This window comes from Pseudomonas sp. HP_12 (genome assembly GCF_055283955.1).
Genome location: NZ_JBTOQG010000002.1, coordinates 89001 through 114255, shown reverse-complemented (window position 1 = coordinate 114255; position 25255 = coordinate 89001). Strand labels below are relative to the sequence as shown.

The window sequence follows — 25255 nt, the reverse complement described above, 5'->3', positions numbered from 1 at the left end:
CTTTGTGTCCGGTCTGATAGGCCCGGTCTGACCGCCACTGCACGTGACTCGCCGTTCTCCACAGCCTGCGCCATACTCGCGCCATGTGTCGAAGGAGTATTGACCATGAAGCTCTACGAAATCGTATTTTCCGGCCAACTGGTGCCCGGCGCGCAGCCGGATCTGGTCAAGGCCAACCTGGCGAAGCTGTTTCAGGCGGACGCTCAGCGCATCGCGTTATTGTTCTCCGGCCGTCGGCTGGTGCTGAAAAACAACCTCGATGAGACGGCCGCCGAAAAGTACCGCTCGACCCTCGAACGTGCCGGAGCCATGGCCCAGGTCGTGCCCATGGCGCACGTCGTGGAGGCCCCTGTTGCAGAAGCGTCCGCCCAGGTTGAAGTGGAAGAGGTCGAACTGGCACCGCCGCCCGACGAGCCGAGCTGGACGCGCAAGCCCTCAAGCCTGACGGCGCCGCCCAACGACGCCACGCCGACGCGTAAAGCCAGTGTCAAGCCGCGTGATGTTTACATGGCTGCGTTTGTGGACGTCGAGGCGCCTGACTACACGCTCTCCGAGCCGGGCGAGGACGTGCAGGATCCGAGAATGCCGACGCGTGCGCCGCAGTTGGACCTGTCCGGCTTGAGCCTGGCCCCGGCGGGCGCTGATCTGGGTCAGGACAAGCCGGTTGAGCACGTGCTGGTGCCGGACGTTTCCCACATCCGCCTGGCCTGAGGACTGCCTGTCACAGAGGTTACTGGCGTTGCCGCTGACAGGTCAGGCGAGATAAGCCGAACAGCACTTCTTGAATTTTTGCCGGCTGCCGCAGGGGCAGGCGTCGTTACGACCGGCTTTGAGCGAGACCGTCGGGTCGATGAAATACCAGCGTCCCTCATGCTGCACGAACGCCGAGCGCTCGCGATGACAATGCTCGCCCTCGGCATCGTGCCAGCGGGCGCTAAAGGTCACGAACGCGTGTTCTGGCTGGCCGCCGATCAACTCGGCGCCTTCCACTTCCAGGCCCAGCCAAGTGCTCTGGGCGCTCCACTGGCTGATGGCATCTCGGTTCAGCCCGGGCTGCTGCGCCGGCAATGTGGTGTCCAACAGATAGTCCACCAATCCCAGCACATAAGCGCTGTAGCGCGAACGCATCAGCGCTTCGGCGCAAGGGGCAGGCTGACCGGCGTGATAGCGGCCGCAGCAACCGTCGAGAAGATTGCCGCTGCCGCAGGGGCAAATTGCGCTGCTCATGATGCGTCTCTCACCACCAGTACTTGCCGTAATTCTCCGGATTGGCCCAGAACTTCGCGTTCAGCCAGTCCGGCACCTGTTTGTATTCCCGCAGATCGTAGGTGAACAGCGTGAGCACTTGCTCATTCCGGGAAAACCGTTCACTGGCCTGGAGTGCCAGCGAGTAGAAATCAGTGGATTGCCAGCCGCAGGCATCAAGGTCGGCCAGCACGGCGATCCGGCTGGCATTGAGATTGCGGATCCCGCCCAACAGCTCCAGCCCCGCGCGCTTGGGTATGTGCTCCAGACAGTCCACCACCAGCGCCAGATCAAAACGCTGCCCGGCCAGATCAGCGGGCAAAAGGCCCGGTGCCGCCTGGGCCAGTTCGGTTTGCGGATGCGCTTCGCGAAAAGCCTGCAACGCCGGAAATTCCTCGGCGCCCACCAGCAGCAAACGCTTCGGCGCATAGAGGTCGAGCAGGGCGGCGAGGGCCTGTTGCGGCGTGCGGCTGGAGAAGCGATCAGTCATTGGAGTTCCTCGGTCAGGCGGGCAAGGGTAGCGCGCTGAACTTCGATGGCCTAGTGCTTGAACTTTTTCATTTCGCGATATAACAAAGCGTACGGAGTGAAGGCAAAAGGCTATTCCCCAAAGAAGAGTCCGGATTGTGCGGTGAAATCCCATAAACCCCTGAAATCGGGGTGGCGAACGGCCCCACACGCGTCTTTACTGCATTTCAGTCGGTTTTAGCCGATACCAAAGGAGAAGAACTGTATGAGCATGATTCGGACAGCGTTACCTCTGATTTTGGTTACCAGTGTATTGACGGGCTGTGCGGGCTTGCAAAAGACCGACTGGCCACTGTGTGCGGCCGGTGGCGCGCTGACTGGCGCCGCGATCGGCGCCTTCCAGACCGCCTCGGTGGCGGCAGGCTTCGGTGGTGCGGTGGGCGTGATGGCCGGCGCGTACTGCTGGGCCCACGGGGACGGTGATGATGACGGCGACGGCGTCCTCAACAGCAAGGACAAATGCCCGAACACGCCGAAAGGCACCCCGGTCGATGCGACCGGTTGCCCGATCGTGACACCTGCGCCTGAGCCAGTTGCTGCTCCGGTGGTGCTGCCGAAAGAAGAAATCATCACCATTCGTGACGTGCACTTCGAGTTCAACAAAGCCACGCTGACACCGGGTGACAAACAGCAGCTGGACATGGTTGCGACCAAACTCAAAACCGAAGCCCCGAACGTGCAACTCCACGTCAGCGGCCACACCGACAGCGTAGGCAGCGATGCGTACAACCAGAAACTGTCGCAAAAACGCGCGCAATCGGTGACCGACTACCTCGTCAGCGCCGGCATCCCGCGTGCCTCGTTCGTGTCCGTTGAAGGTGATGGCGAAGCGCGCCCTGTGGCCGACAACAAAACCGCCGACGGCCGAGCGCTGAACCGCCGCGTCGAGATCAAAATCAACCGTTGAGACAAGGTTGATGCTTCAAAGGAAGCCCCGGTGTGAAAGCCGGGGCTTTTCTATTTCCGGCACTCAGTTTTGATGTTCAGAAAAACCATTGTCCAGACCGGCCCCTTCCCGGCTAAAGCCGGTCCCACTAATCAGCCGCGCGTGCATTCAGTGGGACCGGCTTCAGCCGGGAAGCCCTTGATCTGCTTTTTCTTGGCCGCGGCCAACTTTTGAAACCTGCCTCTGGCATAGTCCCCCGCCTCACCGTACTGTGCGCAAACCGTTTTCACCGCACAAAACCAAAAACAGCAGAGGCACCACATGAGTGTGATTTGGGGAACAGGGAAAGTACTGACAACAGCATTCTGGCTACTGATAATCACCAGCCTCACCATCGCCATGCCACACCCCTTCGACCTGCTGTTCAAACTGGCTGGCGGCCTATTGCTGCTCACCCACATCATCGAACTGATCAGCTACAACGCCAGCCTGCGCGGCCGCCCCCATCCCTGGCGGGATCGCCTTCAGATTCTGCTCTTCGGCCTATTTCACCTGAACACATTCAAACGCCCACAGGCGGAGGTACACCATGCGTAACGCGATGCTGATGACGGCAGGCCTGCTGTCCGCCCTGACCAGCCCCTGGATCATGGCCCAGACCATCTCCGTCGAAACCCACTCGCTCATGCGCCTGCCCTCCAAAACCAGCGTATTGCAACTGGACCGACTCGAAGTCGCCGACTACGGCACCCTGCTGATCCCGGCCGGCCTTACCGAAGTCAAAGTCGGCCAACTTGTCATGGGCCATGAATCACGCATTGCCATCGTCCCGAGTGGCGAGGCATTTAGCCTGCAGGTCAAACAGGCCGACCTGGGCAGCGGCGCCGAAATCACCGCGCGGGGCGCCCCGGGCACCTTCAAAAAACCGCCGACCCCAGGCCGCAACCTCAACCTGCGGATCGAACAACTCAACGCTGACCAGCTCTTCGTCGACGCACGCGGTGGTGCGGGCTCGCCCGGTTACGTCGGCCTTGACGGCGGCAACGGCATCGATCCGGGCTGCACATGGGGTTCCGCCAGTCGCGGGATCGACGGCGACAATGGCGGCAACGGCCGTGACGGCGCGCCGGGTGCGCTCGTTCGTCTTGAGCTGCCAGCGACCTTCGGCAATGAGCGCATCAAGGTCAACGTACAGGGCGGTGCCGGTGGTATCGGCGGCGACGGCGGTCGCGGCGGTAAAGGCGGCGCGTCCAAAGGCTGCGTGGTCTATCGCGCTGACGGCGCCAAGTCCGGCAAGAACGGCGACAAGGGCCAGTCCGGCGCAGCAGGGCCAACGGGCGCTATCGTGGTTCGTAACTTATAAGCCCGATAGCCCACAGGCGTTATATACCGTCCAGACGGCTCTCTTTCGTGGAGCCGACACGGTTCATGTGGGAGTGAGCTTGCTCACGAAGACGGCCTTTCAGCCGCCGGATATCCAGCGGGTGGACCGCCTTTTCGCGAGCAGCTCTTCCCCAACTCTCAAAGCATTGGCCTGATGGCAGCGATCGCCACAACGGCCACCCCCACCATCAGATTGATCCCCATCAGACGCCGCATCCCGCCCAGCGCAGCGGCACCCTCAGCCCATTGCTCGGCGAGCACAGCCTTGCGCAACTGCGGCAGATTCAGCGTCGAAACCCGCAGAAACAGCGCCACCATCACCACATACAGACCCATCATTACCTGCACATAGCGGGGCGCGGTCTGAAAGCCGCTGAAGTTGACGTTGATCATGCCAATGCCGGTCACCGCAAGCATGATCACCGCGCACCAGACCCATACGAAGAATCGCGGCAGCACCTGCAGCCACAGCTTCAACCGGGCCGGGCCTTCAAGGGCCGCGATGACCGCCGGTCGAAGAATCATCCAGGCGAAAAACATGCCTCCTACCCACACAATCGCTGCCAGCACATGCAAGGCGTAGACAAAGGCTACAGGTGACATCGAGAACTCCGATCTGCGCAGAAAGAATTAGCGCGGTATGATAGCCGCCCGCTGCGACTACTGAAGATATATCCAGCGGTTTTCGTGTTTTCATTCAGCACCCGTGACGCCGAGCCAACGACCCAGCCCATGATCAGCACCGAACTCAAATCCCAGATTCAGGGCGCCTACTCGCGTTTCCTCGAAGCCAAGAGCCTCAAGCCTCGGTACGGCCAGCGCCTGATGATCGCTGAAGTGGCGAAGGTGCTGGGCGATGTCGATACCGACGAAGAAGGCCGCCGTTCGGGTGATCCCGCCGTCGTGGCGGTCGAGGCAGGGACAGGCACCGGCAAAACCGTTGCCTACGCCATCGCGGCCATTCCGACCGCCAAGGCCGCTGGCAAGCGCCTGGTCATCGCCACCGCGACCGTCGCGCTGCAAGAACAGATTGTCTACAAAGACCTGCCCGACCTGATGCGCAACAGCGGCTTGAACTTCACGTTCGCGCTGGCCAAGGGCCGTGGCCGCTACATGTGCCTGTCCAAGCTCGACATGCTGCTGCAGGAAGGCGACGCCCAGAGCGCGACCGCGCAGCTGTTCGAAGAAGAAGGCTTCAAGATCGAAGTGGATGAGGCCAGCCAGAAGCTCTTCACCACCATGATCGAAAAGCTCGCCGGCAACAAATGGGACGGCGACCGCGACAGCTGGCCTCAGGAACTGGCCGACCAGGACTGGGCGCGCCTGACCACCGATCACAGCCAGTGCACCAACCGCCACTGCCCGAACTTCCAGCAGTGCGCCTTTTACAAAGCCCGCGAGGGCATGGGCAAAGTCGACGTCATCGTCACCAACCACGACATGGTCCTGGCCGACCTGGCGCTGGGCGGCGGTGCGGTCCTGCCCGATCCTCGCGACACTCTGTATGTCTTCGACGAAGGCCATCACCTGCCAGACAAGGCGATCGGCCACTTCGCCCATTTCAGTCGCCTGCGCTCCACCGCTGACTGGCTGGAGCAAACCGCCAAGAACCTCACCAAATTGCTCGCCCAGCACCCGCTGCCGGGCGACCTGGGCAAACTGATCGAACAGGTCCCCGAGCTGGCCCGGGAGATCAAGACCCAGCAGCAATTCATGTTCACCGCCTGCGAGCAACTGGCCGACTTCAAGCAAGGCGAAGACATGGAAGGCCGCGAGCGTCCGCGCCATCGCTTCGTCGGCGGCGTGGTCCCCGAACACATGCGCGAGATGGGCATCGAGCTGAAAAAAGGCTTTGCCCGACTCGACGACCTGTTCACGCGTCTGACCGAGCTGCTGAAAGAAGGCATGGACGGCGAGGTCAACATTGGCATCGCCAGCCATCAGGCGGAAGAGTGGTATCCGTTGTTCGGCAGCTTGCTGGCCCGCGCCCATGGCAACTGGGAATTGTGGACCGCCTTCACCGCTGAAGACCCGGAAAACAGCCCGCCTATGGCGCGTTGGCTGACCCTGGCCGACAGCGGCTCGCTGTTCGACATCGAGGTCAACGCCAGCCCGATCCTTGCCGCCGAAATGCTGCGCCGCAACCTGTGGAATGTGGCCTACGGCGCGCTGGTGACCTCGGCCACCCTGACCGCGCTGGGCAAGTTCGACCGTTTCCGCATGCGTGCCGGGTTGCCAAAAGACGCCGTTACTGCCGTGGTGCCGAGTCCGTTTCACCATGCCGACGCCGGCGTGTTGCGCGTGCCGGACCTCAAGGCCGACCCCCGCAACGCGGCCGAACATACGGCCGCCATCATCCGTGAACTGCCGAATCTGGTCGAAGGCTCCAAAGGCACGCTGGTGCTGTTCTCCTCGCGCAAACAGATGCAGGAAGTGTTCGACGGGCTGGAGCGGGACTGGCGCAAGCGGGTGTTCATCCAGGGCAACCTGTCCAAGCAGGAAACCCTTAACAAGCACAAGGCGAGGGTCGACGGTGGCGATGAAAGCGTTCTGTTCGGGCTGGCCAGCTTCGCTGAAGGGGTCGACCTTCCCGGCGCTTACTGCGAGCACGTCGTCATCGCCAAAATTCCCTTCGCCGTGCCGGATGATCCGGTCGAAGCCGCACTGGCGGAGTGGATCGAAGCGCGAGGCGGCAATCCGTTCATGGAAATCGCCGTTCCCGACGCCTCGCTGCGCCTGATCCAGGCCTGCGGTCGTCTGCTGCGCACCGAACAGGACCGCGGCATCATCACGCTGCTGGATCGCCGGGTCGTAACCCAGCGCTATGGCAAAGCCATCCTCAATGCACTGCCGCCATTCCGGCGCGAAATTTCCTGAGCCCGTGTTGCAAATGAAACACGGTTGACCGGGTCTTATTCCTGGTCCGTCCGGATGCGCGCGACCTCTGTCGTGCTCCGGGCCTCAGATGATCAAGGAGCTTCCGATCACATGATTCGCCGTTCACTGTCCGCCATCATTGCCACGCTGTGCGCCGGCATGGCCCAGGCCGCGCCTGACGTGCAGCAGACGCTGTTCAATTTCGTGCGGCCCGCCGACGTGGTGAAGGTCACGACCCAGGATGCCGGGTTTCCCCAGGCGAACGCCGAACAGACCGCCGAAGGCGAAGTGCTGCGCCGGGTGGTCTTCAATCCGGTCGCAAAACCCAGCCTGCAACTGACCCCGCAGACCGGCGTCTGGGACTGGAGCCACGACAGCGCCATGACCTTGCGCCTGCAAAGCGCGATGGATTGGGCGTTGACGGTGTACGTGCAGATCGAAAGCCGCGACGGCAAAATTCTCACCAGCCGCATCGACCTGCCGGCCGGCCCGGCGCAAACCCTGGTGCTGCCGCTCAAGGCCAGTTCGCCGATGACCCAGGGTATGCGCGCCGGCCCACCGATGCCATGGATGTACGAAGGGCAGCGCGTGTTGCTGGCCAACACCGAAGGTGAGCTGAACAGCGCTGAAGTTTCATCGGTCACCGTGTCGATGTCTCAACCCAACGTTGCCCAGTCCGTCTTGATCGAGAAGTTCGGCGTGCAAGAGGGCGACGCGCTGCAAACCGCGGCCTACAGCAACCTGGTCGACGGCTACGGTCAGTTCACCCGGGGCAAGTGGCCGGAGAAGGTCACCAGCGACGACCAGCTCAAGACATTGGCGGCCAAGGAACAGCAACAACTGCAAACCTGGCTGAAAGACCGCCCGGCCCACGACAAATACGGTGGTTTGCTCAGCGGCCCGTCCTTCGAAGCGAAGGGCTTTTTCCGCACCGAGAAGCGCGACGATCGCTGGTATCTGGTGACGCCGGAAGGCCATCCGTTCTACTCGCTGGGGGTAAACGCCGTCTCCGCTGACGACAGCCAGACCTACGTCGAAGGCCGCGAAGCCATGTTCACCGGCCTGCCCGGCAGTGACGATCCGCTCGCCGTGTTCTACGGCAAGGGCGATGACAACCGCGAGACGGGGGCCAACCGCAACCGTCAATTCGATCAGGGCCGCTGGTTCGATTTCTATGGCGCCAACCTGCAACGCACGTACGGCGTGCCCAAGTGCGTGGAAGTCTCAAAGCCGGTCGAGCCGGCTGACGACGAAGACGAAAGCCCGGCTGCCACTCCTGCAACGACCGTATCCACTGGCGACAGCTCTGCCGAGCAGAGCGCGCCGGCGCCTCAGCCGGAAAAGCCCGCTACGCCCGCGCCTGCCATTGAATGCAAGCCGGTGATCGTGGACAGCAAGCGCTGGGTTGATCACACCCTGCAACGCTTGCAGGCCTGGGGCTTCAACACCGTTGGCAACTGGAGCGATTCGTCGCTGCAGAACCTGGAAAGCAGCAAAAAAGACCGCGTGCCCTACACGCTGCCGCTGTCCATCGTGGGCGACTACGTGAGCATCAGCACCGGTCTGGATTGGTGGGGCGGCATGCCTGACCCGTTCGATCCGCGCTTCGCCATGGCCACCGAGCGGGCCGTTGCCATCGCTGCACGCGACCATCGCGATGATCCGTACCTGATCGGTTACTTCGCGGATAACGAATTGGCCTGGGCGGCGCCGGGCAACGATCCGAAGGATCGCTACGCATTGGCCTACGGCACGCTGAAGTTGACCACCGATGTGCCGGCCAAGCGCGCGTTTCTCAAGCAGTTGCGCGACAAGTACCGCAACGAAGAAGGGCTGTCCAAGGCGTGGGGCATCCATCTCGCCGCGTGGGAGTTGATGGAAGACCCGGGTTTCGAGCCGCCGCTGCCCAGCGCAGAGCACCCGGAGATCGAAAACGACTTCCGGTATTTCCAGCGCGTGTTCGCCGAGACCTATTTCAAAACCATTTCCGACGCGCTCAAGTGGCATGCGCCGAACCATCTGCTGCTCGGTGGCCGCTTTGGCGTCACCAGTCCCGAGGCGGTTGAAGCCTGCGCCAAGTTCTGCGACGTGCTGAGCTTCAACGTCTACACCCTCAAACCCCAGGACGGCGTGGACTTCGCGAAACTGCGCGTGCTCGACAAGCCTGTGATGGTCACCGAGTTTCATTTCGGCTCCCGTGATCGCGGGCCATTCTGGGGCGGAGTGCTCGAAGTGCCCCGTGAGGAAGATCGCGGCCCGGCGTACGCCAATTTCCTGAAAAGCGCGCTGGCCGAGCCCTCCATCGTCGGCGTGCACTGGTTCCAGTATCTGGATCAGCCTGTCACCGGCCGCTTGCTCGACGGCGAAAACGGCCATCTCGGGCTGGTGGGCATCACCGACGTGCCGTACCAGGGCTTCGTTGAGGCAGTGCGCAAGGCCAATGGACAGGTCGTGGATGTGATCGGCAAACGCCCTTAACCGGGCGGTTCCCAAAGCATTCAATCGCTGGAACAATGTTCGCCATTTTTGCAGCCCGACCGGAGAGCCAGACCGTGCAGATTCAAGGCCATTTCGAGCTTCAGTTTGAGGCCGTACGCGAAGCGTTCGCCGCGCTGTTCGACGACCCGCAGGAGCGTGGCGCTGCGCTGTGCGTGCAGATTGGCGGCGAGACGGTGCTGGATCTGTGGGCGGGCACGGCAGACAAGGACGGCGGCGAGGTCTGGCACAGCGACACCATCGCCAATCTCTTCTCCTGCACCAAGACTTTTACGGCGGTCACGGCCTTGCAATTGGTGGGCGAGGGCAAGCTGAATCTGGATGAGGCTGTCGCCCGTCTCTGGCCTGAGTTTGCGGCCAACGGCAAACAGTCCGTCACGCTGCGCCAGTTGCTGTGTCATCAGGCCGGGCTCCCGGCGATCCGTGAAATATTGCCGGCCGAAGCGCTTTACGACTGGCAGGCCATGACCCGCGTATTGGCTGCCGAGGAACCCTGGTGGACACCGGGTCAGGGCCACGGGTATGCCGCGATCACTTACGGCTGGCTGGTGGGCGAGATGATTCGTCGCGCCGACGGCCGCGGGCCGGGTGAGTCCATCGCTGCGCGTATTTCACGTCCGCTGGGCCTGGACTTCCACGTCGGTCTTGCCGACGAGGAGTTTCACCGCGTCGCCCACATTGCCAGAGGCAAGGGCAATGCCGGTGATGAGGCCGCGCAGCGACTGCTGCAGACCACGATGCGCGAACCTGCGTCCATGACGGCGAGGGCGTTCACCAACCCGCCGTCGATCATGACCAGCACCAACAAGCCGGAATGGCGGCGCATGCAGCAACCTGCCGCTAATGGCCATGGCAACGCACGCAGTCTGGCCGGCTTCTACAGCGGCTTGCTCGACGGCAGCCTGCTGGACGGCGACATGCTCAACGAGCTCACGCGCGAGCACAGCATCGGCCAGGACAAGACACTGCTGACCCAGACCCGCTTCGGGCTGGGTTGCATGCTCGATCAACCCGCGGTGCCTAACGCGACGTTCGGGCTGGGTGCCAAGTCATTTGGCCATCCCGGCGCAGGTGGCTCGGTTGGCTTCGCCGATCCCGAGCGCGATGTAGCGTTTGGGTTCGTGACGAACACCCTTGGTCCTTATGTGCTGATGGATCCGCGGGCTCAGGGTCTGGTGCGCGTGCTTGGTGAGTGTTTGCAATAACTATCGCCGTTAAGTGCTTGTTCTACCGACTGTCAGTTAAATCTGGATAACCGAGCCGTAGGGCGGTTTCTTTTTCCAAAACGGTCTTTATGCGTGTTATATGAGCGCTGCTTCGTTCATTTTCTGATCAATTATTCATGTGGGTCACCCATGTCAGCTAACAAAAGCCTCGCATTCGCCATCTGCATCGCCGTCACCGGCTGTGCGCAAACCCCTCAGGATCAGTCGGCCAGCAATGACCACTGGTGGTCGTTCGGTTCGAGCAAGGGCGCCGATGCAGCGCCTGCAGCCCCAGCGCCAAACCCGGCGGCTGCCCAAGTGGCAAAGGCCCAGGCCGAGACCGGTACACGTTGGTACTGGCCGTTTGGTTCTGACCACGGCGAAACCGAGAAGAAGCCAGAAGTAGCCGCCACCCAACCGGCTGCCGCCCCGGCGGTTGCCCAGGCCGGCGACGCCAACAAGTGGTGGTGGCCGTTCGGCGCAACCGAAGCAAAAAAAGACGCCGCGCCGGCTGTTCCCAAAGTCGACCCGAAGGTGACCCAGGCCTGGCTGGATCTGAACGAGCCAAAAATTCGCGAAGCGATCAAGGACAGCCAGTTCCAGCTTGAACGCCGTGACGACATCCTCGTGGTCACCGCGCCGGTCGACAGCACCTTCAACCCGAAGCGTCCGGAAATGCTACTGCCGACCAACCTCGGCCCGATCAGCCGCATGGCCAAGATCGTCGAAGTCGACCAGCGCGCCGCCGTTCTGGTGTTGGGCCACAGCGACGTCTCCAGCGATGCCGATCTCAAGATCAGCCAGCAGCGCGCCCAGTCGGTTGCGGCGATCTTCCGCCTCAGCGGCCTGCAGCGTAATCGTCTGAACCTGCGTGGCATGGGCGCCGACATGCCCCGTGCGGCCGGTGACAGCGCGCCGGGTCGCGCACTCAACCGTCGCGTGGAAATCATCCTGACGCCGCAGGACACCATGGTTGCCGAAATGGCCAAGTACAACCTGCCGCCAGCGCCGACCCTGCTGGCCGTGCAGACCGCCAACGCGCCGGCGCCGGCACCGGTTGCTGCGCCGACCAAGGCTGCTGCGCCTGCCAAATCGGCTGCACCGGCCAAGAAAGCCGTTGCTACCAAGGCTTCCGCCGCCAAAGCGCCTGCGGCCAAGAAAGCACCTGTGAAGAAAGCAGCGCCGGTGAAAGCCAAGGCAGCGCCTGCGAAAGCAGCGGCCAAAAAACCTGCCCCGGATGCTCAAGCCAGCAACTGAGGTTAAGATCGGGATTCTGTTCACGAATCTCGATTAAGGAAGGCAGTGATGAGCCAGCGTCTGGCCGATATGCGTCGCAACTATGCCCGCGAAGGGTTGACCGAAGCCCAGGCTCCGGAAGAGCCCTTCGCACTGTTCCATCGCTGGTTCAACGAAGCGGTCGAAACCGAGCAAGCGCCGGTCGAGGCCAACGCCATGACGCTGGCGACCGTCGACGCCGACGGTCGCCCCCACTGCCGCGTCCTGCTGCTCAAAGGCCTGGACGCTCAGGGCTTCACGTTTTTTTCCAACTACGAGAGCGCCAAAGGCCAGCAGTTGAGCGCCCGTCCTTTTGCCGCCATGACGTTTTTCTGGCCCTCGCTGGAACGTCAGGTGCGCATCGAAGGCCGCGTGTCCAGGGTCAGCCACGAAGAATCCGACGCCTATTTTCAGGTACGCCCCCTCGGCAGCCGCCTGGGTGCCTGGGCATCCCCGCAAAGTCGGGTGATCGCCGACCGTGAAGAGCTCGAAGGTTTGCTCAAAGCCACCGAGGCGCGTTTCATGGACGCCCAGCCTGACTGTCCCGATCACTGGGGCGGCTATCGTCTGGTGCCGGATCGCATCGAATTCTGGCAGGGACGTCCAAGCCGTCTGCATGACCGCCTGAACTATCGTCTGCTGGAAGATGAGTGGCAGCGCGAGCGCCTCGCGCCCTGAGTGCGGGTCTTCGGACTGCCAGGCTGTTAGCACCAAGGTCTCTGTCACACTTTTCTTTGAATCAATTTCCGGCGGCGTCGTCCACTGAAGTAGACGTCGGCGGGTTGCTGTATCACGCCTGAATAAACGTAAATTATCGGTACAGGACCGTGACATCGATTGGCGTGGCAGAGTCTAATGGCTACCTGTACCTCTGGAGATAACTGTTATGCGTAAGTCTGTTCTGTTGGTTGCTTCGTTCACCGCCATGGCGCTGACGCTGGGCGGCTGTACTTCAAGCCTCACCGGCGACTCGTACTCGCGCGACGAAGCTCGTCAGGTGCAGACCGTACGGCTGGGCACGATCGAATCGTTGCGTCCGGTGAAGATTGAAGGCACCAAAACCCCGATCGGCGCAGGCGCCGGTGCCATCGTCGGTGGCGTGGGTGGCAGCGCCATCGGTGGCGGTCGCGGGAGCATCGTGACGGCCGTGATCGGTGCAGTCGCTGGTGGTCTGCTGGGTTCGGCAGCGGAAGGCGGCCTGACCCGAGCTCAAGGCGTCGAGATCACCGTGCGTGAAGACGATGGCACCATGCGTGCTTATGTGCAGGAAGTTCAGGAAAACGAGATCTTCCGAGTGGGTGAGCGCGTTCGCATCATGACCGTCAACGGCACCAGTCGCGTCAGCCACTAAGCCGCGCTGCATGTCTCGAAGCTGGGCGTAAAATGTCCGCCAGCGAAAACGCCCCGATCATTCGGGGCGTTTTGCATTTCAGCGTTTCATTTCAACGCTGCTGAGCGCGTGCTGCGACTGGCCATTGCGGTGATGCCGTAGCCGATCACCGCGGCAAGAACAGACCCCGTCAAAATCCCCATTCGATCCATCCCGGCAAACTCGCTTTGTCCCGGCACGAACGCCAGTGAGCCGACAAACAGGCTCATGGTGAAGCCGATCCCGCACAGCATCGAAACCCCCAGCACCTGCCCCCAGTTTGCGCCGGTCGGCAGTGATGCGAGCCCTGTCTTGATTGCCAGCCACGTCAGGCCAAACACACCGATGACTTTGCCCAGCAGCAGACCCAGTGCGATGCCGAGCGGTACGGGATGGGTGAAGCTCTCCAGCGTCACGCCGGCCAAAGGGACGCCGGCGTTGGCGAACGCGAACAGCGGCAGAATGAAATACGCCACCCAGGGATGCAGGGCGTGTTCGAGTTGCTGCAGGGGGGAGGCGACGTCTTTGGTCGTCCGCAGCGGAATGCAGAACGCCAGCACAACGCCGGCCAGCGTGGCGTGGACGCCGCTCTTCAGCACGCAGACCCACAAGACGGTGCCGATCAGCAAGTAGGGCGCGAGTCTCGTCACGCCCAGGCGGTTCATGGTGATCAGCCCGGCAATCGACGCGGCTGCCAGCGCCAATGCCAGGTTGGACAGTTCGCCGGAGTAGAACAGCGCGATGACAATGATCGCGCCCAAATCATCGATGATCGCCAGGGTCATGAGAAACAGCTTGAGCGACACCGGCACCCGTTTGCCCAGCAACGCCAGCACGCCCAGGGCGAAGGCGATATCGGTGGCCATGGGAATCGCCCAGCCACTCAGGGCGGCTGTATTGTCTGAGTTAAGCGCCCGGAAGAGCAGGGCAGGGATAACCATGCCGCCAATGGCCGCCGCGCCCGGCAGGACAATTTGCGAGGGCCGCGAGAGATGCCCTTGCAGGACCTCGCGCTTGACCTCCAGCCCGATCAGCAGGAAGAACAACGCCATCAGGCCGTCGTTGATCCACAGCAGCAACGGTTTGGCGATGTGCAACGCGCCGATCTGGGAAACGACCGGCGTTTCCAGCCAGCCGTTATACAGCCAGGACAGGGGAGAATTGTTGATGATCAGGGCGAGGGCCGCGGCGGCGATCAGCAGCAAGCCACCGGCGGCTTCCAGCTGGAAGAAACGTCTGAATGTATTGCGTACGGGCAAGGTGACGCTCCAAGGGCAGCCTGAAAAGGAGCGCCACCCTAACGCGCGTTCTGGTGTCTGAAAACAGGATCTGAAGCCGAATTTGTAATCAAAAATAACGCCCTACAGACACCGCTCACGAATCGTATGGATTCGTTTCCGAGTGCTGTAGGGCGATGCCTTTAAGTGGCTTATTCAGTGATGCCCAAGATATTTCGGGCCAACGCTTCGGCGATGCGGATCCCGTCGACGCCGGCCGACAAGATGCCGCCGGCATAGCCTGCGCCTTCGCCTGCCGGGAACAGGCCTTTGACGTTGAGGCTCTGCAGGTCCTCGCCACGGGTGATGCGCAGGGGGGAGGAGGTGCGCGTTTCAATGCCGGTGAGGATCGCGTCGTGCTGCGAAAATCCTCTGATCTGTTTCTCGAACGCCGGCAGCGCCTCACGAATGGCTTCGATGGCGAAGGCGGGCAATGCGTCGGCAAGGTCGGTCAGCTTGACGCCCGGCTTGTAGGAAGGTTCTACGCCGCCCAACGCCGTTGACGCCTTGCCCGCGATGAAATCGCCTACCAGTTGCGCCGGAGCCTCGTAGGTTTCGCCGCCCATGATGTAGGCGTGGGACTCCAGTCGCTCCTGCAGTTCGATGCCGGCCAGCGGGCTGCCCGGATAATCCTGCTCAGGGGTGATGCCGACGACGATGCCGGAGTTGGCGTTGCGCTCGTTGCGCGAGTACTGGCTCATGCCGTTGGTGACCACGCGGTTGGGCTCAGAGGTTGCCGCCACCACGGTGCCGCCGGGGCACATGCAGAAGCTGTACACCGAACGGCCGTTCTTGGCGTGGTGCACCAGCTTGTAATCGGCAGCGCCCAGCTTGGGGTGACCGGCGTACTTGCCCAGTCGCGCGCGGTCGATCAAGCCCTGAGGGTGCTCGATGCGGAAGCCGACCGAAAACGGCTTGGCCTCCATGAACACGCCGCGCCCGTGAAGCATGCGGAAGGTGTCCCGGGCGCTGTGGCCCAGCGCCAGAATGACGTGCCGCGAGTCGATGCGCTCGCCGCTATCGAGCACGACGCCCTGCATCTGGCCGTCTTCGATCAGCACATCGGTGACCCGCTGCTGGAAACGCACTTCGCCGCCCAGCGCTTCGATCTGATGACGCATGTTCTCGACGACGCCGGTCAACCGGAAGGTGCCGATGTGCGGCTTGCTGACGTAGAGAATCTCTTCCGGCGCGCCGGCTTTGACGAACTCGTGCAAGACCTTGCGACCGATGAATTTCGGGTCTTTGATCTGACTGTAGAGCTTGCCGTCGGAGAACGTCCCGGCGCCGCCTTCGCCGAACTGCACGTTGGACTCCGGGTTGAGCACGTTCTTGCGCCACAGCTCCCAGGTGTCCTTGGTCCGCTGACGGACTTCGGTGCCGCGTTCGAGGATGATTGGCTTGAAGCCCATCTGCGCCAGCAACAGGCCGGCGAAAATCCCGCACGGGCCGAAGCCGACCACCAACGGACGCTGGCTCAGATCGGCAGGGGCGTGGCCGACCACTTTGTAACTGACGTCTGGCGCCGGGCCAATGTGTTTGTCGTGGCTCAGGCGCTGGAGCAGGGCGGCTTCGTCGCGCACCTGGAAGTCGATGGTGTAAATGAACTGCAGCTCGGTGGATTTCTTGCGCGCATCATAGCTGCGCTTGAACAGGGTGAAATCCAGAAGCTCGTCGCTGCCGATGGCCAGGCGTTGCAGAAGTGCGGGGCGCAGTTCGTCGTCCGCGTGGTCCAGCGGCAGTTTGAATTCGGTGATTCGTAACATTGAAAGATCCGGTTTCGGGCCGCAGGATCGGCCCGGCAGCACTACAAGAGCGCGCGATTATAAGCCACATTGAGCAGGGAGCGGTGGCCCGAGCGACGACATCCGCCGCGCAGCCGCCGTTTAGCTTTGCACCGAGTCAGTTGGGAAAACTTGATTCTCGAGGCTGATGGGGAACAGGTGGGAGCGAGCTTGCTCGCGAAAGCGTCTTGTCAGTCAGCGCTGTGAGCGCCTGACCTACCGCATTCGCGAGCAAGCTCACTCCCACCAGTGTTGCGCCTGTACAGATTCAGGTTTGAGGTTTCAGGTTCAGCGTAAGGCTATCAATCGTTACGCATCGCCCCGAAATACGCGCAGCCGCGCTGAACCTGGCCGTTGACCCGCAGTTCGGCGGTCAGGTGCTGCACCGAGCCGTTCGACGGGTCCACACAGCGCAACGGCGCGACGTAGAGCTCGACGTGCTGATTGTTGGCGTCGGTGATCAGGTTGAAGCGGCCCTCGGGCATCTGCTCTTCCATGTACGGCACAGCGAACGGCTCCTGGCCTTCGCGCTCAAGCACCAGACCCTTGCCGCTGGCGTTGAGGTTCCATTTCGGGCCGTTGCCGCTGGCATGAATTGTCAGGCGCTTGAAGTTGGGGTCCTCGCAGGCACCGCTCGGGCGCTCGACGCGGTAGAGCTGGTAAATGTCAGCCTGACCGTCACTGCCCTGTGCTTTGCTCGCGACGAAGTTGCCGCGTACATCGGCGAACGCCTTGCCGTTCTTGTCCACCACCGAAGCGGCTTCCTGCAGGACGCCGGTGTTGCCCTTGTCGGTGACTGCATAGCGGCGCTGTTCGTTGCATGGGGCGAAGAACAGCTTGCCGCCGTCACCGCTGAGGGTGCCCTGCATGCGGATCATGCCAGCGGTCGACACCTTGCTGTCATTGGAGGACATGGGCATCAACTGGCAGCCGGCAAACAAAGGCAACAGGGCGAACATCAGGGCGGAACGAGCAGCGGACATGGGGCGGTCTCCAGACAAGTGCCGCCACGTTACTCAGCCTGCTCGCTCATCACAAGGGGCGATTAGCCAACGCGATACGTCTGTCCGGTTTGTAGCCCTTCGACACTTTTTGCGTACGCCAATGCTACATCCGCTGCGGGGACCGGCTTGAAGCCGCGAAAGTACGGCGCGTAGCTGCCCATGGCTTCGACCAGCACGTTGGGGCTGACCGAGTTGACCCGCATGCCCCGCGGCATCTCGATGGCGGCGGCCCGCACGAAGGCGTCGATGGCGCCGTTGACCAGGCTGGCTGACGCCCCGGTGCGAATCGGATCGACGCTGGTGATGCCGGTGGTGAAGGTGAAGGACGCGCCGTCGTTGGCGAATTCCCGGCCGATCAGCAGCAGATTGACCTGACCCATCAGCTTGTCGCGCAGGCCCAGGGAGAAGGACTCGGCCGTCATCTCGCCGAGCGGCGCGAAGGTGACATTGCCGGCGGCGCAGATCAATGCGTCGAAAGGGCCTGTCCGTTCGAATAGTTTGCGGATCGAGTCGCTGTCACTAATATCGACGTGCTCGTCTGCGGCGGTTCTGCCGATGCGAACGATCTCGTGGCGTGGCGCCAACTCTTTCTCGATCGCCGAGCCGATGGTGCCACTGGCGCCAATCAATAGAATTTTCATGATGCGGTTTTCCCCTGGTATGGATCAGGCGCTCAGTGTGAGTCGCCTTTTCCCACCGAAACAGGGGCTAAACGGCAATCCCGGTTTGTCAGAAAGGAAACAATCATGAGCGAAATGGACGACCTGGCCGCGTTCGCGATGCTGGTGGAGGCCAACAGCTTCACCCTGGCCGCGCAATGGCTGGACACCAGTACCAGCCAACTGTCCAAGCGCATCAGCAAACTGGAAAAAAACTTCGGCGTGACGCTGCTCCATCGCACCACCCGCAGCCTGACGCTGACCTCGGCGGGCGCCATTCTCCTGCCCGAAGCCCGCGCGTTACTGGCCCAACGCGACCGCGTCCGCGACGCCATGGCCTACCTGGGCGAAAGCCTGATCGGCACCGTGCGCCTGACCGTGCCGGTGTCGTTGGGCGAAACCTTCTTCGAAGGCCTGCTCACCGAATTCGCCCACACCTACCCTGACGTTCAGGTGGAACTGGACCTCAACAACCACTTCCGCGACATGCGCCGTGATGGCTTCGACCTGGGCATACGTTCCAGCGTGGGGATCGACGAACGCCTGGTGGCGAAGCCGTTGCTGTCGCTACAGGAGCTGACCTGCGCCAGCCCGGACTACCTCGCCAGACACGGCACCCCGCAAACCCCTGAAGAACTGCGCGTCCACCGATGCCTGCTCAACAGCCATCACGCCGGCCGCGAATCCTGGGGCTACCACCAGAAACACGAACTGACCCGCGTCAACGTCCGCGGCACCTTCGCCAGCAACCACTACGGCCTCCTCAAAAAAGCCGCCCTGGTCGGCGCCGGCATCGCCCGCCTGCCGTCGTACATGGTCCATGAGGAACTGAAAGAAGGACGGTTGCACTGGTTGCTGCGTAATTACCAGACGCCGGTCTCGTCCCTGTACCTGGTTCACCCTTTTGAAGGACGGCTGCCGAGGCGGGTGCAAGTCATGGCGGATTATTTAGGCGAATGGTTCGAGCGCAGCACTGCGGCGCTGGAACAGCTCTGACTTCTGGGGTTATCAAATCGAGCGGGGACAGATTAATTTACGGTGAAGCGCTGTAAATAAATCAGTCCCCTGTAAACACTTTAGCCGGGAAGCAGTTGCCGTTGCCGTTGCTTTTGATCTTTGAACACAAAAAGCCCAGGCACCGCAAAACGCGACTTGGGTGCAGGCTGAACGCAGACGACGCGGAGTGGGTCGAGCCGCATGGATGCGGCGAGAGCGCCGTCAGGACATGGATGTCCGTTCGGCGCGGGCCCACGGAGCGTCGTCGAAGTGAGGGAATTCCGACGCAGGAGGAACCTAGCCAGGAGCAGGCACCCTTGGTTACTTGGGGTGCTTTTCCAAGTAACTCGCCGAAGGCGAAACGTCTGCCCCCAGGCAGACGCCCTTGATCCTGCTTTAGCCGCCTAAATAAGCATCCCGCACTTTCGGATCAACCAGCAACTCCGCCCCCGACCCCTGCATCACCACCCGGCCATTCTCCAGAACATACGCACGATCAGCGATCTTCAACGCCTGATTCGCATTCTGCTCCACCAGAAACACCGTCACCCCATCCCGCCGCAACTGCTCAACAATCTCGAAAATCTGCTGAATAATAATCGGCGCCAGACCCAGCGAAGGCTCATCCAGCAACAACAGCTTCGGCTTGCTCATCAACGCACGCCCGATCGCCAGCATCTGCTGCTCACCGCCGGACATCGTGCCGCCGCGCTGATTGAAGCGCTCCTTCAGACGCGGAAACAACTCAAGCACCTTATCCATCTGCACCTGATAATCAGCCTTGTCCGTGAAGAACCCGCCCATCGCCAGATTCTCCTCCACCGTCAGACGGGCGAACACACGACGGCCCTCCGGCACCACCGCAATACTCTTGCGCATGATCACCGACGACTCCAGACCGACCAGTTCCTCACCCATATAGCGGATGCTGCCACTGTGCGCGCGCGGCGAACCGCACAGCGTCATCAACAGCGTCGACTTGCCCGCGCCATTGGCGCCGATCAGCGTGACAATCTCACCCTGCTGCACATCAATGCTGACACCGTGCAATGCCTGGATCTTGCCGTAGAACGTGGAAACGTTATCGAACTGCAGCATTTACGCTTCCCCCAGATAGGCTTTGATCACTTCAGGATTGTCACGGATCTGCTCGGGCGTGCCATCGGCCAGCGGCGTGCCCTGATTGATCACCACAATATGGTCGGAAATGCTCATGACCAGCTTCATGTCGTGCTCGATCAGCAACACCGTCGCGTTGTGCTCGTTACGCAGCACGCCGATCAGCGCTTTCAAGTCTTCGGTTTCTTTCGGGTTCAGACCGGCCGCCGGCTCATCGAGCATCAGGATGCGCGGGCGCGTCATCATGCAGCGGGCGATTTCCAGACGGCGTTGCTGACCGTAGGCCAGCGTTCCGGCAGGACGGTTGGCGAATTCCTTCAGGTCAACCGCTTCGAGCCAATGCTCGGCATATTCCATCGCCTCGCGCTCGCTTTTGCGGTACGCGGGGGTCTTGAACAGGCCGGACAGGAAATTCGTGTTGAGATGGCGATGCTGGGCCACCAGCAGGTTTTCCACCGCGGTCATTTCCTTGAACAGGCGCACGTTCTGGAACGTTCGCACCACGCCTTTACGGGCGATTTCATGACCGGCCAGCCCCTGGATCGGCTCGCCGTCCAGCAGAATCGTGCCGGAGGTGGGTTTGTAGAAGCCGGTCAGGCAGTTGAAAACGGTGGTCTTGCCGGCGCCGTTCGGGCCGATCATCGACACGACCTGCTTCTCGTTGACGGTCAGACCGACGCCGTTGACGGCCAGCAGACCGCCAAAGCGCATGCACAAGCCGGACGCTTGCAGAAGTGGACGGCTCATCAGCGCTCCCCCTTGAGTTTCATGACGGGACGCTGCATCGGCAGGAAGCCCTGAGGACGCCAGATCATCATCAGCACCATCAAGGCGCCGAAGCCGAGCATCCGGTATTCGCTGAATTCGCGAAGCAGTTCAGGCAACAGGATCATCACGACCGCAGCGAGGATCACGCCCAGCTGCGAGCCCATGCCGCCCAATACCACGATGGCGAGGATGATCGCCGACTCCAGAAAGGTGAACGACTCCGGTGTAATCAAACCCTGACGCGCGGCGAAGAAACTGCCGGCGAAACCGGCGAATGCAGCACCGAGGGTGAAGGCCGACAGCTTGATGATGGTCGGATTCAGGCCCAGCGCGCGGCAGGCGATTTCGTCTTCACGCAGGGCTTCCCAGGCGCGGCCGATGGGCATGCGCAACAGCCGGTTGATCACGAACAGCGCCAACAGCGCCAGCAGCAGGGCGATCAGGTAGAGAAAGATCACCTTGTTGATGGAGTTGTATTCCAGACCGAAGTATTCGTGGAACGTCTGCATGCCTTCTGCAGCCTTGCGCTCGAACGTCAGGCCGAACAGCGTCGGTTTTTCGATGTTGCTGATGCCGTTCGGGCCGCCGGTGATGTCGGTCAGGTTACGCAGGAACAGGCGAATGATTTCACCGAAACCCAAGGTCACGATCGCCAGATAGTCACCACGCAGTCGCAGGACCGGGAAGCCCAGCAGGAAGCCGAACGTCGCCGACGCCAGGCCGGCCAGCGGCAGGCAGATCCAGAAACCGAAGCCGAAGTAGTGCTGCAGCAGGGCGTAGGTGTACGCGCCCACGGCGTAAAAGCCGACGTAACCGAGGTCAAGCAGACCCGCCAGACCGACGACGATGTTCAGGCCCAGGCCGAGCATCACGTAGATCAGGATCAGGGTCGCGATGTCCACCGCGCCGCGCGAGCCGAAGAACGGCCACACCAGCGCAGCAATCACCAGCGCGCCGAGGAACCAGCGTTGGGTCGACGGCAGGGTCAGAAAGTTGCTGGTTTTGTCGGACATCAGCTGTTTCTGCGGACGCGAGCGCCACATGGCGCTGATCTGTTCGTTGAACAGCACGCGCAGGAACATCAGCAACGCCGCGGCAAAAATCAGCAGCACGGTGGTGGTGCTGGCGCCGACCACCGCGAGATTGATCCCGACGATGTCCAGTTTGAGCCCGAGGATCGGGTAAGCGACGGCCAGCACCAGCACTGCGCTGAAGAGGGCCGATTTGAGATTCCTGGTCATACTTTTTCAACCTCCGGACGGCCGAGCAGGCCGGTTGGCCGGAACAACAACACCAATACGAGAAGACCGAACGCCACCACATCCTTGTACTGGTCGCCAAAGATGTCGGCGCCAAAGGCTTCGGCGATGCCCAGCACCAGACCGCCGAGCATCGCGCCCGGGATACTGCCGATACCGCCCAGTACTGCGGCGGTAAAGGCTTTGATGCCGACGAGGAAACCGGCGTTGGGGTTGATCACGCCGTACTGCATGCTCAGCAGCACCGCAGCGACCGCAGCGAGAGCGGCACCGATGACGAAGGTCAGGGCGATGATGTTGTTGGTGTTGATCCCCAGCAGGTTGGCCATCTTGATGTCTTCAGCGCAGGCACGGCAGGCGCGACCCAGGCGAGAGCGGGAGATGAACCAGGTCAGACCGAGCATGGCCACCAGCGTGACGATGAAGATGAGGATCTGCATGTAGGAGATCACCACTTCATGGGTGCTGCCGGGGCCGAAAACGAAGTTGCCGGGAATGAGGTTGGGGATCGATTTGTCTTTCGAGTCCTGCGACAACAGCACGGTGTTCTGCAGGAAAATCGACATGCCGATGGCGGAAATCAGAGGGATCAAACGGTTGCTGCCGCGCAACGGGCGATAGGCAACTCGCTCGATGGCGTAACCGTAGGCGCTGGTCACCACAATACTGGCGACGAAGGCTGCGGTAATCAGCAGGGGCAGGCTGTCCAGGCCAAGCATGGTCAGACCGGCCAGGGCGATAAACGCCACATACGAGCCGATCATGTACACCTCGCCGTGGGCGAAGTTGATCATGCCGATGATGCCGTAAACCATGGTGTAGCCAATGGCAATCAAGGCGTAAGTGCTGCCAATGGTCATCCCATTAACCAGCTGTTGAAGAAAGTGATAGAGATCTATCGGCATTGCTGAGTGCTCCTAAAAACCTGCCTGGTGTTTCACTGGTGGTGTCTCTTTCCCGCTCGCGCGTCGTGATCTACGTCCGCGTCCGGCACGAGCCCAGTGCTTCACTGGTGCGGTTTCAAGATGTTCAGGGGTCGGAATTCTTGTGAAATTCGCTGCCCAGCTAAAACAAAGCCCACTGCGGTTGCAGTGGGCTTCGGGTAAGCATGAAGGCTGCGTTATTTCACAGGGGCTTCAGTCTTGGTGCCATCTTTGTGCCAGGTGTAAACGACGAATTTGAAGTCTTTCAAGTCACCCTTGGCGTCGAAGCTCAGATCGCCGGTAGGGGTCTTGAACGTACCGGCGTGAATGGCGGCTGCCACTTTCGCGGTGTCTTCGGACTTGGCGGTCTTGATCGCTTCAGCAATCACTTCCACGGCAGCGTAGGCCGGGAACACGAACGGACCGCTTGGGTCTTCTTTCTTCGCCTTGAACGCGGCGACCAGTTCATTGTTGGCCGGGTCCTGATCGAAGGATTTCGGCAGGGTCACCAGCAGACCTTCGGACGCGTCCTGAGCGATCTGCGAGATGGAGGCGTTGCCCACGCCTTCCGGACCCATGAAGCCGGCTTTCAGGCCTTTTTCCTGTGCCTGACGCAGGATCAGACCCAGCTCAGGGTGGTAGCCGCCGTAGTAGACGAAGTCGACGTTGGCTTGCTTCATCTTGGCGATCAGCGAGGAGAAATCCTTGTCGCCGGCATTGATGCCTTCGAACAGGGCGACTTTCACGCCGTCTTTTTCAAGGGTCTGCTTGACGGCAGTAGCGATGCCTTCACCGTATTGCTGTTTGTCGTGGATGACCGCAACGATCTTCGGTTTGACCTGCTTGGCGATGTAGTCGCCGGCAGCCGGGCCCTGGGCGCTGTCCAGGCCGATGGTGCGGAAGATCATTTTGTAACCGCGGGCGGTGATTTCCGGGCTGGTGGCCGCCGGGGTCACCATGATGATGCCTTCGTCTTCGTAGATGTCCGAAGCAGGCTGAGTGGAGCTGGAGCAGAGGTGACCGACCACGAACTTGACGCCGTCATTGACCACTTTGTTGGCGATGGCGACCGCTTGTTTCGGGTCACAGGCATCATCGTAATCAACCGCTTCAAGCTTCTTGCCGTCGATGCCGCCTTTGGCGTTGATCTGGTCGATGGCCATCTTGGCGCCGCTGAACTGCATGTCGCCGTACTGGGCCACAGCACCGGTTTTAGGGCCGGCAATGCCGATCTTGATTGTGTCAGCTGCGAACGAGTGACTGGCAACCCCCGCCAGAACCAGTGCGGCAAACAGCTTGGAAATCTGATTAATACCCTTAGTCATGATGCTCCACTCTTGCGTTGTCGTTTTTATAATCCTGACGGCCAAAGCTGCAGGACCGGATTGAATCTTAAGGCCCCATCCCCCAGCAACTGTACCGGAACAGTTTAGAGCGCCGGTCGATCGCTTGAATAGCTGTCTGCGGGGGGCAAAACCTGTGGATGTCGCTTAATCGACAGAAAGATACACAATCAAGCCAGCTCTATAACCCTGTCGGGCAACGAACCGGTCGGCTTGGGCGAACTTCCCTGCAATCAATCACTTGAATCCGGGTTTGTCGGTACGGAGGGCGGCGCTATCATTGCGCCGATTTTCCAATACGGTGAAAACCCATGACGCAAGAACCTAGCACCCTCTATGCCAAACTGCTTGGCGAAACGGCTTCGATTACGTGGAATGAATTGCAACCATTTTTTGCGAAGGGTGCCCTGTTGTGGGTCGAGCCCAGCCTGGATTTGATCGCCGTGGCCCAGGCATTTGCCGAGAACAGTGAGGCGCAAGTGGCGGCGTGGCTCAAGAGTGGGGACGTCGGCAAGGTCTCTGAATCAAAGGCTCTGGATCTTTTCGAGCGCAATCCGCCCCTCTGGGCAGTGGTTGTCGCGCCATGGGTATTGATCCACGAGAGGGCGTGACGCTGGTCACTGCTCAAAAATGGTGCGTCGGATGATGGCAAAGTGGGTAATGCGGTAACTGCCGGTGTGTCGTCGGTAGCGGAATGTCTCACCGAATCGGTGCTTCATTTTGGGAAAACCATCAGGGTCGCTCCGGGATTTCTGGCGGACGTTCAATGGATGGGTATCAGCGGGGCGAATGTTCACAGACAGAGTGCCAAGGCGTGACTAGATTTCAGGCAAACCGGAGGCGTCAGCCGGGATAGCCT

At 61.3% G+C, this 25255-nt stretch carries 24 protein-coding genes; 12 read left to right on the top strand and 12 right to left on the bottom strand.

Going from position 1 to position 25255, the window contains the following annotated elements:
* Nucleotides 1-105 precede the first annotated feature (105 nt).
* Nucleotides 106-711 (top strand): hypothetical protein, encoded by a 606-nt coding sequence (locus ACYASU_RS02880; protein WP_463581902.1) that lies wholly within the window; start codon nt 106-108, stop codon nt 709-711.
* A gap of 42 nt (nt 712-753) precedes the next feature.
* Here the strand turns inward: ACYASU_RS02880 and ACYASU_RS02875 are convergent, their stop codons facing one another.
* Nucleotides 754-1227 (bottom strand): YchJ family protein, encoded by a 474-nt coding sequence (locus ACYASU_RS02875; protein WP_282366862.1) that lies wholly within the window; start codon nt 1225-1227, stop codon nt 754-756.
* 10 nt (nt 1228-1237) lie between these two features.
* Nucleotides 1238-1735: a DUF6231 family protein gene (locus tag ACYASU_RS02870; protein WP_463581901.1), complete on the bottom strand. Its 498-nt coding sequence runs from the start codon at nt 1733-1735 to the stop codon at nt 1238-1240.
* 243 nt (nt 1736-1978) lie between these two features.
* Between ACYASU_RS02870 and ACYASU_RS02865 the strand changes: the two genes are divergently transcribed.
* The 3 genes from ACYASU_RS02865 to ACYASU_RS02855 all read left to right on the top strand — a co-directional run bounded on the left by ACYASU_RS02865 (nt 1979) and on the right by ACYASU_RS02855 (nt 4022).
* The gene (locus tag ACYASU_RS02865) at nt 1979-2680 is read left to right on the top strand and encodes a PA1041 family peptidoglycan-binding anchor lipoprotein (RefSeq protein ID WP_133777092.1); all 702 of its coding nucleotides are present in this window, start codon (nt 1979-1981) and stop codon (nt 2678-2680) included.
* Between the two features lie 300 nt (nt 2681-2980).
* Complete coding sequence (locus ACYASU_RS02860) at nt 2981-3256, top strand: DUF1145 domain-containing protein (protein WP_192171566.1); 276 nt, start codon at nt 2981-2983, stop codon at nt 3254-3256.
* Nucleotides 3249-4022, top strand: a complete 774-nt coding sequence (locus tag ACYASU_RS02855; protein WP_463581900.1) for a collagen-like protein — start codon at nt 3249-3251, stop codon at nt 4020-4022. Before ACYASU_RS02860 ends, ACYASU_RS02855 begins: the two co-directional genes overlap by 8 nt.
* 158 nt (nt 4023-4180) lie before the next feature.
* On the opposite strand, the gene ACYASU_RS02850 is transcribed toward ACYASU_RS02855, so the two are convergent.
* The gene (locus tag ACYASU_RS02850; RefSeq protein WP_192171564.1) at nt 4181-4645 is read right to left on the bottom strand and encodes a CopD family protein; all 465 of its coding nucleotides are present in this window, start codon (nt 4643-4645) and stop codon (nt 4181-4183) included.
* 129 nt (nt 4646-4774) lie between these two features.
* Between ACYASU_RS02850 and dinG the strand changes: the two genes are divergently transcribed.
* From dinG to ACYASU_RS02820, 6 genes are all read left to right on the top strand, one after another.
* Nucleotides 4775-6919, top strand: a complete 2145-nt coding sequence (dinG, locus tag ACYASU_RS02845) for an ATP-dependent DNA helicase DinG (RefSeq protein WP_065992603.1) — start codon at nt 4775-4777, stop codon at nt 6917-6919.
* 111 nt (nt 6920-7030) lie between these two features.
* A complete protein-coding gene (locus ACYASU_RS02840) occupies nt 7031-9397 on the top strand; it encodes a beta-agarase (RefSeq protein ID WP_463581899.1) in 2367 nt (788 codons plus the stop codon).
* 74 nt (nt 9398-9471) lie between these two features.
* Entirely contained in the window at nt 9472-10620 is a 1149-nt protein-coding gene (locus ACYASU_RS02835; protein WP_463581967.1) for a serine hydrolase domain-containing protein, read from the top strand.
* A 150-nt stretch (nt 10621-10770) separates the two neighbouring features.
* The gene (locus tag ACYASU_RS02830) at nt 10771-11877 is read left to right on the top strand and encodes an OmpA family protein (RefSeq protein WP_463581898.1); all 1107 of its coding nucleotides are present in this window, start codon (nt 10771-10773) and stop codon (nt 11875-11877) included.
* A 48-nt stretch (nt 11878-11925) separates the two neighbouring features.
* Nucleotides 11926-12573: a pyridoxamine 5'-phosphate oxidase gene (pdxH, locus tag ACYASU_RS02825; protein WP_463581897.1), complete on the top strand. Its 648-nt coding sequence runs from the start codon at nt 11926-11928 to the stop codon at nt 12571-12573.
* A 208-nt stretch (nt 12574-12781) separates the two neighbouring features.
* Complete coding sequence (locus ACYASU_RS02820; protein WP_037012225.1) at nt 12782-13246, top strand: outer membrane lipoprotein; 465 nt, start codon at nt 12782-12784, stop codon at nt 13244-13246.
* A gap of 86 nt (nt 13247-13332) precedes the next feature.
* Here ACYASU_RS02820 and nhaA read toward each other — a convergent pair whose 3' ends face one another.
* From nhaA to ACYASU_RS02800, 4 genes are all read right to left on the bottom strand, one after another.
* Nucleotides 13333-14523: a Na+/H+ antiporter NhaA gene (gene nhaA, locus ACYASU_RS02815; RefSeq protein WP_463581896.1), complete on the bottom strand. Its 1191-nt coding sequence runs from the start codon at nt 14521-14523 to the stop codon at nt 13333-13335.
* Nucleotides 14524-14693: 170 nt separating this feature from the next.
* The gene (locus ACYASU_RS02810; protein ID WP_463581895.1) at nt 14694-16307 is read right to left on the bottom strand and encodes an NAD(P)/FAD-dependent oxidoreductase; all 1614 of its coding nucleotides are present in this window, start codon (nt 16305-16307) and stop codon (nt 14694-14696) included.
* 320 nt (nt 16308-16627) lie between these two features.
* Complete coding sequence (locus ACYASU_RS02805; RefSeq protein WP_369307166.1) at nt 16628-17308, bottom strand: hypothetical protein; 681 nt, start codon at nt 17306-17308, stop codon at nt 16628-16630.
* Between the two features lie 62 nt (nt 17309-17370).
* Nucleotides 17371-17970, bottom strand: a complete 600-nt coding sequence (locus tag ACYASU_RS02800) for a short chain dehydrogenase (RefSeq protein ID WP_463581894.1) — start codon at nt 17968-17970, stop codon at nt 17371-17373.
* Between the two features lie 105 nt (nt 17971-18075).
* Here ACYASU_RS02800 and ACYASU_RS02795 point away from each other — a divergent pair, with 105 nt between their 5' ends.
* The gene (locus ACYASU_RS02795) at nt 18076-18984 is read left to right on the top strand and encodes a LysR family transcriptional regulator (protein WP_463581893.1); all 909 of its coding nucleotides are present in this window, start codon (nt 18076-18078) and stop codon (nt 18982-18984) included.
* A 396-nt stretch (nt 18985-19380) separates the two neighbouring features.
* Here the strand turns inward: ACYASU_RS02795 and ACYASU_RS02790 are convergent, their stop codons facing one another.
* The 5 genes from ACYASU_RS02790 to ACYASU_RS02770 form a co-directional block, all read right to left on the bottom strand.
* Nucleotides 19381-20082: an ABC transporter ATP-binding protein gene (locus ACYASU_RS02790; RefSeq protein WP_192171555.1), complete on the bottom strand. Its 702-nt coding sequence runs from the start codon at nt 20080-20082 to the stop codon at nt 19381-19383.
* Complete coding sequence (gene livG, locus ACYASU_RS02785) at nt 20083-20850, bottom strand: high-affinity branched-chain amino acid ABC transporter ATP-binding protein LivG (RefSeq protein WP_122536637.1); 768 nt, start codon at nt 20848-20850, stop codon at nt 20083-20085.
* Nucleotides 20850-22112 (bottom strand): high-affinity branched-chain amino acid ABC transporter permease LivM, encoded by a 1263-nt coding sequence (locus tag ACYASU_RS02780; protein WP_192171554.1) that lies wholly within the window; start codon nt 22110-22112, stop codon nt 20850-20852. Before ACYASU_RS02780 ends, livG begins: the two co-directional genes overlap by 1 nt.
* Nucleotides 22109-23035 (bottom strand): high-affinity branched-chain amino acid ABC transporter permease LivH, encoded by a 927-nt coding sequence (gene livH / locus ACYASU_RS02775; RefSeq protein WP_172609396.1) that lies wholly within the window; start codon nt 23033-23035, stop codon nt 22109-22111. Before livH ends, ACYASU_RS02780 begins: the two co-directional genes overlap by 4 nt.
* Nucleotides 23036-23250: 215 nt before the next feature.
* The gene (locus ACYASU_RS02770; RefSeq protein ID WP_463581892.1) at nt 23251-24378 is read right to left on the bottom strand and encodes a branched-chain amino acid ABC transporter substrate-binding protein; all 1128 of its coding nucleotides are present in this window, start codon (nt 24376-24378) and stop codon (nt 23251-23253) included.
* Between the two features lie 329 nt (nt 24379-24707).
* Here ACYASU_RS02770 and ACYASU_RS02765 point away from each other — a divergent pair, with 329 nt between their 5' ends.
* Nucleotides 24708-25007, top strand: coding sequence for a DUF2288 domain-containing protein (locus tag ACYASU_RS02765; protein ID WP_192171552.1), 300 nt, complete (start codon nt 24708-24710; stop codon nt 25005-25007).
* The last annotated feature ends 248 nt before the right edge of the window (nt 25008-25255 follow it).